The sequence below is a fragment of the Vibrio sp. Vb0304 genome (assembly GCF_033338995.1).
Classification (GTDB): Bacteria; Pseudomonadota; Gammaproteobacteria; order Enterobacterales; family Vibrionaceae; genus Vibrio; species Vibrio alginolyticus.
Genome location: NZ_JAWOTT010000023.1, coordinates 33,293 through 45,820 on the forward strand (window position 1 = coordinate 33,293; position 12,528 = coordinate 45,820).

Annotated in this window: 10 protein-coding genes; 2 read left to right on the top strand and 8 right to left on the bottom strand. The window is 44.2% G+C overall.

Annotation, left to right across the window (positions count from 1 at the left end):
- The first annotated feature begins 35 nt into the window (after window positions 1-35).
- Complete coding sequence (gene add, locus R7P35_RS19915) at window positions 36-1,040, top strand: adenosine deaminase (protein ID WP_172563432.1); 1,005 nt, start codon at window positions 36-38, stop codon at window positions 1,038-1,040.
- Window positions 1,041-1,109: 69 nt separating this feature from the next.
- On the opposite strand, the gene hemN is transcribed toward add, so the two are convergent.
- The 5 genes from hemN to R7P35_RS19940 form a co-directional block, all read right to left on the bottom strand.
- The gene (hemN, locus tag R7P35_RS19920) at window positions 1,110-2,501 is read right to left on the bottom strand and encodes an oxygen-independent coproporphyrinogen III oxidase (protein WP_017635016.1); all 1,392 of its coding nucleotides are present in this window, start codon (window positions 2,499-2,501) and stop codon (window positions 1,110-1,112) included.
- Between the two features lie 184 nt (window positions 2,502-2,685).
- Window positions 2,686-3,174, bottom strand: a complete 489-nt coding sequence (locus tag R7P35_RS19925) for a DUF2489 domain-containing protein (protein ID WP_005379254.1) — start codon at window positions 3,172-3,174, stop codon at window positions 2,686-2,688.
- A gap of 7 nt (window positions 3,175-3,181) precedes the next feature.
- Window positions 3,182-3,724 carry a Der GTPase-activating protein YihI gene (yihI, locus tag R7P35_RS19930; RefSeq protein ID WP_005379252.1) on the bottom strand — a complete coding sequence of 181 codons (543 nt, stop codon included), beginning with the start codon at window positions 3,722-3,724 and terminating at the stop codon, window positions 3,182-3,184.
- Window positions 3,724-4,362, bottom strand: a complete 639-nt coding sequence (locus R7P35_RS19935; RefSeq protein ID WP_017821951.1) for a class I SAM-dependent methyltransferase — start codon at window positions 4,360-4,362, stop codon at window positions 3,724-3,726. The genes yihI and R7P35_RS19935 overlap by 1 nt, the downstream gene beginning before the upstream one ends.
- Window positions 4,363-5,200: 838 nt before the next feature.
- Complete coding sequence (locus R7P35_RS19940) at window positions 5,201-5,818, bottom strand: c-type cytochrome (protein ID WP_005379248.1); 618 nt, start codon at window positions 5,816-5,818, stop codon at window positions 5,201-5,203.
- Between the two features lie 159 nt (window positions 5,819-5,977).
- Here R7P35_RS19940 and yihA point away from each other — a divergent pair, with 159 nt between their 5' ends.
- Complete coding sequence (yihA, locus tag R7P35_RS19945) at window positions 5,978-6,637, top strand: ribosome biogenesis GTP-binding protein YihA/YsxC (protein WP_017635019.1); 660 nt, start codon at window positions 5,978-5,980, stop codon at window positions 6,635-6,637.
- 747 nt (window positions 6,638-7,384) lie between these two features.
- Here yihA and polA read toward each other — a convergent pair.
- From polA to hemB, 3 genes are all read right to left on the bottom strand, one after another.
- On the bottom strand, window positions 7,385-10,171 hold the full coding sequence (gene polA, locus R7P35_RS19950) for a DNA polymerase I (protein ID WP_005379246.1): 2,787 nt from the start codon (window positions 10,169-10,171) through the stop codon (window positions 7,385-7,387).
- A gap of 619 nt (window positions 10,172-10,790) precedes the next feature.
- Window positions 10,791-11,225, bottom strand: coding sequence for a GNAT family N-acetyltransferase (locus R7P35_RS19955; RefSeq protein ID WP_005379245.1), 435 nt, complete (start codon window positions 11,223-11,225; stop codon window positions 10,791-10,793).
- 127 nt (window positions 11,226-11,352) lie between these two features.
- Complete coding sequence (gene hemB / locus R7P35_RS19960; protein WP_031777176.1) at window positions 11,353-12,414, bottom strand: porphobilinogen synthase; 1,062 nt, start codon at window positions 12,412-12,414, stop codon at window positions 11,353-11,355.
- Window positions 12,415-12,528 lie beyond the last annotated feature (114 nt).

Below are 12,528 nucleotides of genomic sequence, written 5' to 3' on the forward strand. Positions count from 1 at the left end.
CCCTGTTCCAGTTCATAACTATCCGGATCGACAAAATGATAACGAAGAACCTTCCTCTTACTGATTTGCACCGTCACCTCGACGGTAACATTCGTACTAAAACGATTCTTGAGCTAGGCCAAAAGTTTGGCATTACCCTACCAGCGTACGATATTGAGTCTCTCACTCCTCACGTTCAAATTGTCGAAGCGGAACCCTCTCTTGTTGCTTTCCTTTCTAAGCTCGACTGGGGTGTTGCTGTACTGGGCGATCTAGATGCGTGTCGTCGTGTCGCGTACGAAAACGTAGAAGACGCGCTAAACGCACAAATCGATTACGCAGAGCTGCGTTTCTCTCCTTACTACATGGCGATGAAACACAAACTACCAGTAGCGGGGGTTGTTGAAGCCGTCGTGGACGGTGTGCAAGCGGGTATGCGCGATTTTGGCGTGAAAGCCAACCTGATCGGTATCATGAGTCGTACATTTGGTACTGACGCATGTCAACAAGAACTGGACGGCATTCTGAGCCAGAAAGATCACATCGTTGCCGTCGACCTTGCGGGTGACGAGCTAGGCCAACCGGGTGATCGCTTTGTGTCTCACTTCAAGCAAGTACGCGATGCTGGCCTTGGGGTAACGGTCCATGCTGGTGAAGCAGCAGGTGCAGAGAGCATGTGGCAAGCAATCAATGAGCTAGGCGCAACTCGTATCGGTCACGGCGTAAAAGCGATTCACGATCCAAAACTGATGGATTACCTAGCAGAAAACCGCATTGGTATTGAATCTTGCCTGACGTCAAACTACCAAACAAGTACGGTAGAAACGCTAGAAAACCACCCTCTCAAGCAGTTCCTAGAGCATGGCGTTCTTGCGTGTCTTAACACTGACGATCCAGCGGTTGAAGGTATCGAACTGCCATACGAATACGAAGTAGCGGCACCAGCCGCTGGTCTGAGCCAAGACCAGATTCGCCAAGCGCAAATCAATGGCCTTGAGATTGCGTTCCTTTCAGAAGCAGAAAAAGCGGAACTGAAAGAAAAAGTAAAAGATCGCGCTTAAATCCAGCGAAAACATAAAAAAATGCCAGCATCTGCTGGCATTTTTTATATCTTGAATCTGTATCTCGGATTAAATAACACGAGAGAATTGTTGCTGACGCGCCTTCGCTCGCAGGTACTTATCGAAGCTCATACAAATATTACGGATCAGCAAACGACCTCGCAGCGTCACACGAATTTCATTGTCATCCACTTCCACCAGCTCATCGTTGATGAAGGTCTGAAGTAGCTGTAAGTCTTCTTTAAAGTACTGATCAAACTTCACTTTAAACTCAGACTCAATGGCTTTCTTGTCTAACTTGAAGTTACAAATCAGCTGCTTAATCACTTCACGACGGAGCAAATCATCAGAGTCCAGCGAGACCCCTTTCCATAGAGCGTGACGAAGTTCGTTGACTTGAGCGTAGTATTTCTTCAGCTCTTTCTGGTTTTGCGCGTACGCATCGCCGATCATCGAGATTGCAGAAACACCAAAGCCAACCAAGTCACATTCACCTTGTGTGGTGTAGCCTTGGAAATTGCGATGCAAAATACCTTCGCGCTGGGCAACAGCAAGTTCATCGTCCGGCAAAGCAAAGTGGTCCATACCGATAAATTGGTAGCCAGCACCAGTCAGTGTCGCGATGGTGTCTTGCAGAATCGCCATCTTCTCCTCTGCTTTTGGCAGGTCTTCGTCTTTAATCTTACGCTGCGCTGCAAATAGCTGTGGCATGTGCGCGTAGTTAAACACGGATAGACGGCCCGGCTGCATCTCTAGCACTTGTTCTAGAGTCTTGGCAAAAGATTCTTTGGTCTGCTTCGGTAAACCGTAAATCAAATCTAGGTTCGTCGAACGAAAGCCTAACTCTTTTGCGCGCGCAACCATCGCAACGATGAACTCTTCATCTTGCTCACGATTCACCAGTTTTTGCACTTCTTTGTTGAAGTCCTGCACACCGATGCTCAAGCGATTGAAGCCTTCACTACGCAGATGATCCAGCATGGTCAGCTCGATTTCACGCGGGTCAACCTCGATACTGATTTCAGCATCGCTACTAAAAGTAAACTCTTGGCGTAGCAGGCTCATTACACGCGTGATTTGCTTTTCAGAGAGAAACGTCGGTGTACCACCACCAAAATGCAATTGCGTCACGGTGCGACCAACAAGTAATGCAGCACGTTGACGAATTTCGTGTTCAAGCACGTCAAGGTATTCATCCGCTTTGTGCGAGTGGCGCGTAATGACTTTATTACATCCACAGTAGTAACAAAGCTTGTGACAGAACGGAATGTGTACGTACAGCGATAATGGGCGTTCTGGGTATTGAGTGCATGCCATATCATAATCAGAAATGGTGAACGCTTCATGAAACTCCAGCGCCGTTGGGTATGACGTATAACGAGGCCCGGAATAGTTGTACTTATCCAATACCGCTTGATCCCAGACGATTTGCTGTTTCGATTCAGTGTGTTGATTCGACATGGTGGTACTTTCCGTTAAATGCTAGGGCAACGAAAGCCGTCACCCGATATTCAGAGCCGCTATTTTGCCATACGACGATGACAAGCGTGGCAACGCCGACTGGCTTTTTAAGTATAAAACTAAAGAAGTGCTAGCGTGATCACGATACCCCCATTAGCCATAAGGAGACTATTGGGGGTCGCGCTTAAATCATCTGAATATTGATTTGATTATTCAGTGGCTGGACGTTTTTCTGCAACACTTTGAGCTCCTCAATAATCGCATCAGTGAGGCGGCTTTCCGCTTTATGACGCGTCAAGTTCTGTTGCATACGCTCTTTCTTGGCAAGTTGTTGGCGTTCTTCGCCACGCGCCATATCTTTCACTATGTGGTAAAGCTCAGAAATCGCAGGGTACGTTTTATCGAAATCAACGCGGTCTTCACCTTGTACATAATCCATGATGTTATACACACGGATACTGATTTCAGATAAATCGCACTGCCCTTGAATGCCCGCCTGACACAAGGTATGCACATTCTCAAAAATGTTGGCGTTACGTTTGTCTATCGCCAATTTTTGATGCTTCAGCTGCAATTCCTTTTGCTTTTTCAATTGAAGCAGAAGGTAACCTGCATAAGAAGCGAGTGCGATGATAATCACAACACCAGCAATAGCTAATAAGGTTACATTCATAGCTTAATTATCCTTTATAGTCGTCGAAATTAATGTCGTCGAAATCTGCCAGCAAGTCATCATCGTTGCGCGTGCTTTTCTCAGCAGGTGCAGTGAAGTCTTCCTCTTCTTCAGGTTCCAACAAACCTAGTTGGTCCATTAGCTTCTCAATGCGATCGAGTTTCTCATCGACGAATTTCTGTAGACCTGTGCCCAGGTTTTCACCCGCTTCAATACGGTCTAGCAACACGTTCAATTGCGCGTCATTTTCTAGCATCTCTAGTTCTTGCTCTGCCGACAAACGACGCTCTTGCTTCGTCATTTTCTTCGCAGGTTCAACAATCAGAGGTATTTTCTTTTTGCTGCCTAAGCGCGGGTCGCGATTTTGTGCAGCAGCTTGCTTTTTCTGCTCGTTAACTTCTGAGTTACGGTTACCCGTTTTCAGACCTTTACGCTTTTTAGCACGCTTGCGTAAGCGGCCTTCCACATCAGATTCTGTACGGTTACGAGTTACAACAAACTCAGGTGCACCAGCGGCACCCGGTTTTCTAGATTTTTTACTACGGCTCATTACTGGGGTTTCCTCAGTAAAATTACATCATTACCAATAAATTCGAGTTCGAGCTTATCCCGCTCTGCTAGGAACTGGAACGTGTCACGACTAAAGAACACTACGTGAGTGAGATCGTTCTTATAATGCCATGATTTGAAAGCCTCCACGTCGATGACCATTTTCGTCATCAGGCCTATCCAGCCCCCTGGCTTAACTAAATTCAACCATTGCTTCCACACCAAATCTGGGTGGTAGAGGTGCTCTATCACCTCTGTTGCTGTCATGAAGTCGTACGTTTTTTCTAAAACCGACGTATCAGGGTGGTAGTAGAGATCGTACAACGCCATGTTGTGCCCCGCCTCTTCCAGCATCAAGGAGAGCGTTGGGCCAGGACCACAACCAAAGTCGATACCATTTGATTGTGGAGAAATTCGCTCTGTGATCGGGTCAGTAATACGCGACAAAAAGCGTCGGTAACCCAAATCATCGGGGTTGTTCTCATGCAAATCATAGTGAGCTTTTTCGCTTTCCGCATCCAAACGTTGGTCTGGATTTACGAATACCAAGCTGCACTGCTCACATTGAAGATATTCACGACGCTTATCTTCAAAATAATGGTGAGTGCGCTGATTTTGGCATAAAGGACAGGTATGCATGCTGACTTCCTCAAACAGGGATGCGAAACATACCAGAAAGTGAACTCGGATTGGAGTGTTGTTGAGTATTTTTTCAGCAATTTTTGTTAAAAAACTTTGTTTACAACCTATAAAGCTAAATAAGTGCAGTAATATCAATTCAAGTTACGACTGAGCAAGTCAACGGATATAAAAAAAGCGACAGTCAGACTGTCGCTTTCTAAGTGCCATCAATTGGCGAAACTGTGTTGCACACATTTGGTGCACCAATGATCCCTTTGTTTTTAGAGCTTTCCCTGCCAAAAAGAGTTGTTTTTCATCTTCCTGATGAATTTTGGCTATCCGTTTACTTCCTGTCTACTGAGCAACTTCCTGTGCCTGATCCGTTTCACTGTCTTAACCGTCAGACGAGATGACCATCCTTATCTGATAGGCTCCCTACCTATCTAAATCCCTTTCTAAATCACCAAGCATCCGAGCTACATCCTTGGAGACCTAAACCGTGGTCTTAAATCCTTACATTCACTCCCTGTGAACGACTTCTACTTTACGCCATCCCGTTATGCTCACAAGTAATGGGTTGAAAAAATAATCCGCCTATTTTTCTAAAAAATCAAAATTATCATTTAATCAAAAACTTAAAAACACTAACAAGAAAAAGCCAACATCAAGTATGGCAAATGTCTCACAAACTGCCGAGCCAACTATCGCTTTCGCATCCAAACTCGACTGTGATATCTGTCACGAACAAAAATGCCCTAGTGGATTCACTAGGGCATTTTTGTACAAGTTGCTCGAACGATGTAGGGACATCTACCCAACCAGCTCAAGATGCAGGATCTTGAGCGATTTAGGTATATTAGTGCAGACCGCCAACGTATTTAGACAGCACTTCGATATCTTCGTCTGTCATTTTCTTCGCGATGTCGCGCATCATGGCATTCATATCATTGCCACGGTCGCCATCACGGAATTTTTCTAGCTGAGCTTTGATGTAGTCAGCATGCTGACCAGAAATTTTCGGGAAACCTGAAAGCTCAGTACCATTGCCACGAGGACCATGACATGCAATACATGCGGTTAGGCCACGCTCGGCATCACCAGCGGTATAAAGCGTTTTGCCTTTTGCTACTACATCTTCAGGTGTTGAGTTTTCTGAAACTGGTAGCGAAGCGTAGTAAGCAGATAGGTCTGCGATATCTTCATCGCTCAGTGGCATTGCCATACCACTCATTACAGGATCGTAACGACCTTGTTTACCACCACTTGTCATGCCTAGCTTAAGTTCTTTTAACTGCTTCTCAAGATACTTAGCGTGTTGGCCTGCGAGTTTCGGGTACGTTGTTATTGCACTGTTGCCATCTGCTCCGTGACAGGCGACACAGGTTTGTGATTTTGCTTTACCAGCCTCAATATTACCTTGGGCCCATACTGAGCAACTGGCTAAAAGACTCAAAATTAGCGCTAATTTCTTCATGACATTCCATTATAATTATCAAGCTTCCAGTACCACGGAATGTGAACATACCGCGTACACTCATGGTACAATAGGCGACCTTATGCCGAGCACGGTTATTTTACACATTTTCACAAAAAAGTAATCAATCGACTACACAAAGTCGAGATGGAGTTAACAGTGAGCGTAAAAATTCATTACCAAAATACGCATTTCATCACCAGCGCACCCGATATTCGTCACCTGCCGGAAGACGAAGGTGTCGAAATTGCGTTTGCAGGACGCTCAAACGCTGGTAAATCGAGTGCACTTAACCGTCTAACTAATCAAAAAAGCTTAGCCAAGACATCAAAGACACCTGGTCGTACGCAATTAATCAACCTTTTCAAAGTAGAAGAAGGTTGTCACATTGTCGATCTACCTGGATACGGTTTTGCTCAAGTACCGGTAGAGATGAAAAACAAATGGCAGAAATCTTTGGGTGAATACCTACAGAAACGCGAGTGCCTAAAAGGCTTAGTGGTTCTAATGGACATTCGTCATCCAATGAAAGATCTCGACCAACAAATGATTTTCTGGGCCATCGATAGCCACATTCCTGTGCAAGTTTTGCTAACCAAAGCAGATAAACTAAAAAGTGGTGCACGCAAACAAACTCTACTGAAAGTTCGTAAGCAAGTAGAAACTTTCGGTGGTGACGTTTCTGTTGATGTGTTCTCTTCACTGAAAGGATTAGGTGTCGATCAGCTACGTGCAAAACTGGATACCTGGTTTGCACCAGCACTAGCACACCTGATAGAAGAAGACGAACAAGAGATACCAGCGAGCGATGAAGAATAATTAACAATATTTGTTAAATTTCTTCGACACGGCCCTGCCATTTGGTGGGGCTTTTGTTTATCTGAACTAAATAACAGGCAATAAAAATCCCCGCCTTCCTGGCAGGGATAACGGGAGAGAAAAATTGGTAATTATTGTTATGTGACGAAGCATTGCTGAACTGAGATTCGATTTCAATAGGTTAAAAAGCGCTCTTGTTTCCTGTGTATCACCAAACATTCACTCCAAAAACACCCAATAGCGTTACAATTCAGACAGTTAAGCCAAGCAAATCTTCAAAAAGATGTAACTTAGTTTCTTTCAAGAAAAAATAATAGTGTGACTGGCGTAAATTTACAGGATGAATAACGCAATAAATTTGAAGGAAAAATCGAGATTTTGCAGTGACTTAGAAAGGTCAAAAAAGAAGGTTTTTGAAGGCTAACTTTAAGCTGCTGATCCAAAAGAATAATTTTCTTTCGCCCAATAAAAAACGCCCCAGTCAAAAACTGACTGGGGCGGCTGAATCAGCCTAATCCAATAACGTGAAACAAAAGGTCTGAAAGATAGAACATCTTACCTCTGTACCCTACGAGTATTAATGTACAACAATTGGTCAGAATTGCAAAGAATTTTTGTAGTTTTTTTTCATGAAATTTTTATTAAGCAACATCAAAGTTAACTTTGCGCTAGCTTTTTTAATCTCAAAAAAAAGCCAGCGTTTGTGCGCTGGCTCATAATTAATTGGTTATTTTGGTCTAAAAGTGACTAATGAGCTTGATCCCAGTTATCACCATGACCTGCTTCTGCAACCAACGGTACTTTTAGCTCTGCTGCAGATTCCATCAATTTCTGTACTTTACTTTCAATTTCGGACAATGATGACTCTTCAACTTCAAAGACCAATTCATCGTGTACTTGCATTAATAACTTCACACGACCATTGCCTTCTTCCTGAATCCACTGATCAACCAACAGCATCGCTTTCTTAATGATGTCCGCAGCCGTACCTTGCATTGGTGCGTTGATTGCCGCACGTTCAGCAGCTTTACGACGCATCCCGTTGCGCGATTTGATTTCTGGTAAATGCAAACGTCGACCAAAAATCGTTTCAACATACCCTTTATCTGCTGCCGTGCTGCGTGTGTCTTCCATGTACTGCATCACGCCTGGGTAACGTTCAAAGTATGTATCCATGTACGCTTGAGCTTCACCACGAGGAATGCCTAATTGCTTCGCCAAACCAAACGCACTCATGCCGTAAATAAGACCGAAATTAACCGCTTTCGCACGACGACGTTGCTCACTTGAAACGTCTTCAATAGAAACACCCATGATTTCTGCTGCGGTTGCCGCGTGGATATCTTTGCCATCACGGAATGCATCCAATAACGCTTGGTCACCAGAAAGGTGCGCCATGATGCGAAGTTCGATTTGCGAGTAGTCGACCGCTAAGATTTTATGCCCTGATGGCGCGACAAACGCTTGACGAATACGACGGCCGGCTTCGTTACGAATTGGAATATTCTGTAAGTTCGGATCAGTAGAAGATAGACGACCCGTTGCGGTCACTGCTTGGTGGTAAGAAGTATGCACGCGACCCGTTGATGGGTTGATCATCTTCGGCAGTTTGTCGGTGTAAGTTGATTTTAGCTTCGCCAGACCACGGTATTCCAAAATCAGTTTTGGTAGTGGGTAGTCTAGCGCGAGTTCTTGCAGAACTTCTTCATTCGTCGATGGTGTGCCTGATGGCGTTTTCTTCACAACCGGTAAACCCATTTTTTCAAATAGGATGGCTTGTAATTGCTTTGGAGAGTTCATATTAAACTCTTGCTCAGCAATTTCGTACGCTTTCTTTTCAAGCTCATCAAGGCGAGCGGTAATCTCGACCGACTGCGCACTCAGCTTCATTTCATCGATAAAGACCCCAGTGCGTTCAATGCGCGAAAGAACTGGCACCAACGGCATTTCAATCTCTTCGTAAACTGTCTTTAGGCTTTCATCCTGCTCGATATTAGCAAACAAGCGATTGTGCAGACGAAGGGTCACATCCGCATCTTCTGCCGCGTATGGCGATGCTTGTTCCAGTTCGATTTGGTTAAACGTAAGCTGATTTTTGCCTTTACCTGCAATTTGCTCAAAAGAAATGCAGCTGTGCTGTAGGAAGCGAAGCGCCAAGCTGTCCATATCGTGTTTACCGCCGACACTGTTGTAGATATACGATTCCAACATCGTGTCGTGCTTAATACCTTTTAGCTCAATGTCGTAACGAGCGAGTACAGACGCATCATACTTTAAGTTTTGACCGACTTTTGCTTTCGCTGCATCTTCAAGAATTGGCTTCAGCTGTTCTAGTACCCAATCACGATCAAGCTGTTCAGGCGCATCTAAATAGTCATGTGCAACTGGCACATAAGCCGCAATACCTTCATCGACAGCGAATGACAAACCAACTAGATTCGCTAGCATGTAATCTAGGTTATCGGTCTCCGTATCAAATGCAAACAGCTCAGCCGTTTGAAGTTTATCTAGCCAAGCATTGAAGGTTTCTTTATCCAGAATTGTTTCATATTGGCTGCGATCGATTGTTACCGCAGAAGTTTCCATCTCGGCTTGAGAAGAAGAAGCTTGTGAAGATCCTGCAAGCTCTACGGCCTCCACAGATCCAGAACCGCCTTCAAGTAGTTCATTCAACCAAGATTTAAACGTCAGTTGGCCATACAGCTTCACTAATTCGTCTTTATTTGGTTCCGCTTTCAGCAATGATTCTGGCGTTTCCTCAAGCTCAACATCCAATTTGATGGTCGCGAGCTCATACGAAAGCATGGCATTTTCTTTGTTGTCGATGAGCTTTTTCGCCATGGTTTTAGAACCACGGAAACCAAGCCCTGCAATATCATCGAGGTTTTCATACAACTTCGTCAGACCACCAATACCTTGCAGTAGTGCGGTCGCTGTTTTATCACCGACACCCGGTACACCAGGAATGTTATCTACTTTATCGCCCATCAGTGCTAAGTAGTCGATGATCAACTCAGGTGGAATGCCAAACTTTTCAACCACACCTTCACGATCCATTACGACGTTCGTCATGGTGTTGATCAAGGTAATGTTATCATCCACTAGCTGCGCCATGTCTTTATCACCAGTACTGATCAATACAGGCATGCCCTTTTGTGATGCTTGGTATGCTAACGTACCGATGACGTCATCCGCCTCGACGCCAGGAACACAGATCAGCGGCAAACCCATTGCACGAATAACATTGTGTAATGGTTCAATTTGACAACGCAGGTCATCCGGCATTGGCGGACGATTCGCTTTGTATTCTGCATACATATCATCACGAAAGGTTTTTCCCTTTGCATCGAAAACCACCGCGATGCGCTCAGACGCAAACTGACGCATCATGCTGCGTAACATGTTCACGACGCCGTAAACGGCATTAGTTGGAATTTCACCATTGCTCATGGTGCCCGGGTAGGCGTGAAAAGCGCGATATAGGTAAGAAGAGCCGTCGATAAGGATCAACGGATTTTCAGGAATACTTGCCATAATTGTCTGTATCCAATTCAGTACTTGAGAGATCTGCCTAGGATGCCATGACTGCTGATCTGAATCTATCTTGTTCGCTCGATCTAGGTCGCGTAAATTTTTCCGACTTTATTCACGAAAACACCACCTCCTGTGGATAACTCTGTTTATAGAAATTATCCACTGGTTATCCAATAACAAAAAAAACAAGAAAACACCAACCCAAACCATTGATTAATAACAACAAATTCTCATAACAGCGAGAAGATCAACGTTCCTAAAATGATCATCGCATGTGGAAAAGATATTAATAGTGACGTCAAATAGAAATCGTAGAAAAGAAAAAAGCGACCCGAATGGGGTCGCCTAGCAGAAGTGGTAAAGCAAATTCTGTAAATAGAGCAGCTTAACCAAGAAGCTATAAATTACACTGGAAGCAATGTGAGCAATGTCGTGTCAAAAAGAATTCGTGCAAGTTCTCGGAAAAATGTTTCATCACTTCTCAACTTTCAGTTAATTAACTTCTGTTAATAAGTCACTCAACGTCCTTGTGAACTTTCCTCATTCCCTAAGACAGGTTTAATAATAATGATTCTCATTTCGTAGTCAACAGTTAAATGAGAAAAAATCTCATTTATTTTCACATTGCTTTAATGAAATGCACTCGAGATTCTCGAAGATTTACTTTTTCTTCAAACTTTTCAATTATATAGCCATTTCTCAATAACAAGCGAAGCATAGCCGGAAACTGGTTTCGAGATTTCACTTTTAATGTGTTGTAGCCTTGTTCTGCCACCCAATCCTCTTGAGCTTCCAAAAGCAGTTGTGCCACGCCTTCATTTCGAGCTTCAGGGACAACACCACCTAACCAGCTATAGAAAACACCATCCTCTAATTCGTAACCTATTTTGAAGCCGACAATCGTGCCATTTTTTTCTGCAACGAGGATTAAACTGTTTTTCTCTTCTAAACGTTGAGTCATGGAGTCTACCGTTTCTCCTTTCGAAAACTCGGTAACACGCGCCACAACTTGAAGTGCTTCTTCCAATGTGCCTTCACGAATCAGCATTGTCATTGTTCTCTTCTCCAAAATAAAAATACCCAAGCACCTTGGATTGTTACTGTTGTAATCCGCCTGAGGTTACTTGGGTATATACAGACGAACAACTCTTGTTGGTCTGGTATTTCTCACTGAGCGATAATTACTCTTCTGTCGCTTCCGGAGTACGATTTAGGTGTTGAGCAGTTTGTGCATTCTCTTCTGCCAACCACTCAGCAACGTCTTTCGCAAAGTACGTTAAGATGCCATCTGCACCTGCACGTTTGAAGCACAATAGTGATTCCATCACAATTTCACGCTCTTTGAGCCAGCCATTCATGATCGCCGCTTTATGCATCGCGTACTCGCCAGAGACTTGATAAGCAAATGTCGGTACTTGAAGTTCAGTTTTTACTCGGCGAACTACATCTAAGTATGGCATACCAGGTTTAACCATCACCATGTCCGCACCTTCGTTGATGTCTAGCGCCACTTCGTGAATCGCTTCATCAATGTTTGCTGGGTCCATTTGGTAGTTTTTCTTGTTGCCGCCTTTTAGATTTGAAGAAGAGCCAACCGCATCACGGAATGGTCCGTAGTAGTTCGATGCGTACTTAGCCGAGTAAGCCATGATTTGAGTATGAATGTAGCCCGCGTTTTCTAATGCTTCGCGGATCTTACCAATTCGGCCATCCATCATGTCTGAAGGCGCGACTACGTCAGCACCCGCTTCTGCATGAGACAAAGCCTGCTTAACCAATACTTCTGTGGTTTCATCATTCATTACGTAGCCATCTTCATCGATGATGCCGTCTTGGCCATGTGTCGTGAATGGGTCGAGTGCCACGTCTGTGATTACACCAATTTGAGGAATGTGTTCTTTAAGCGCTCGTACTGCTCGCTGAACCAAACCTTCTGGGTTGTAGGCTTCAGTAGCACATAAGCTTTTAGCGTCTTGGTTTACGACAGGGAAAAGCGCGATTGCTGGAACGCCTAGATTTGCAAGGTATTGTGCTTCTTCTAGCATTAAATCAATCGACAAACGCTCTACACCCGGCATGGACTCCACGCTCTCACGACGATCTTTACCCATAAGAATGAACATTGGGTAAATCAGATCATTAACAGAAAGTTGGTTCTCAGCCATCAAACGACGACTAAAATCGTGCTTACGTAAACGACGCATACGGCGTGCAGGGAATGGACCTTGAATTGATACAGACACCATTTTCTCCTTGTCTGGACGGTTATGATGATCAAATCATCTGGTGAACAAAATCATATCACTCTTGATGCATGTTGCGAGTGACAATCTGGAAAAAGGTAATGAAAAAAACTG

What these genes read in the sequence shown, in the direction of transcription:
- add (WP_172563432.1), top strand. Translation starts at nt 36, where the DNA reads ATGATAACGAAGAACCTTCCTCTTACTGATTTGCACCGTCACCTCGAC.
- hemN (WP_017635016.1), bottom strand. Translation starts at nt 2,501, where the DNA reads ATGTCGAATCAACACACTGAATCGAAACAGCAAATCGTCTGGGATCAA.
- R7P35_RS19925 (WP_005379254.1), bottom strand. Translation starts at nt 3,174, where the DNA reads ATGAATGTAACCTTATTAGCTATTGCTGGTGTTGTGATTATCATCGCA.
- yihI (WP_005379252.1), bottom strand. Translation starts at nt 3,724, where the DNA reads ATGAGCCGTAGTAAAAAATCTAGAAAACCGGGTGCCGCTGGTGCACCT.
- R7P35_RS19935 (WP_017821951.1), bottom strand. Translation starts at nt 4,362, where the DNA reads ATGCATACCTGTCCTTTATGCCAAAATCAGCGCACTCACCATTATTTT.
- R7P35_RS19940 (WP_005379248.1), bottom strand. Translation starts at nt 5,818, where the DNA reads ATGAAGAAATTAGCGCTAATTTTGAGTCTTTTAGCCAGTTGCTCAGTA.
- polA (WP_005379246.1), bottom strand. Translation starts at nt 10,171, where the DNA reads ATGGCAAGTATTCCTGAAAATCCGTTGATCCTTATCGACGGCTCTTCT.
- R7P35_RS19955 (WP_005379245.1), bottom strand. Translation starts at nt 11,225, where the DNA reads ATGACAATGCTGATTCGTGAAGGCACATTGGAAGAAGCACTTCAAGTT.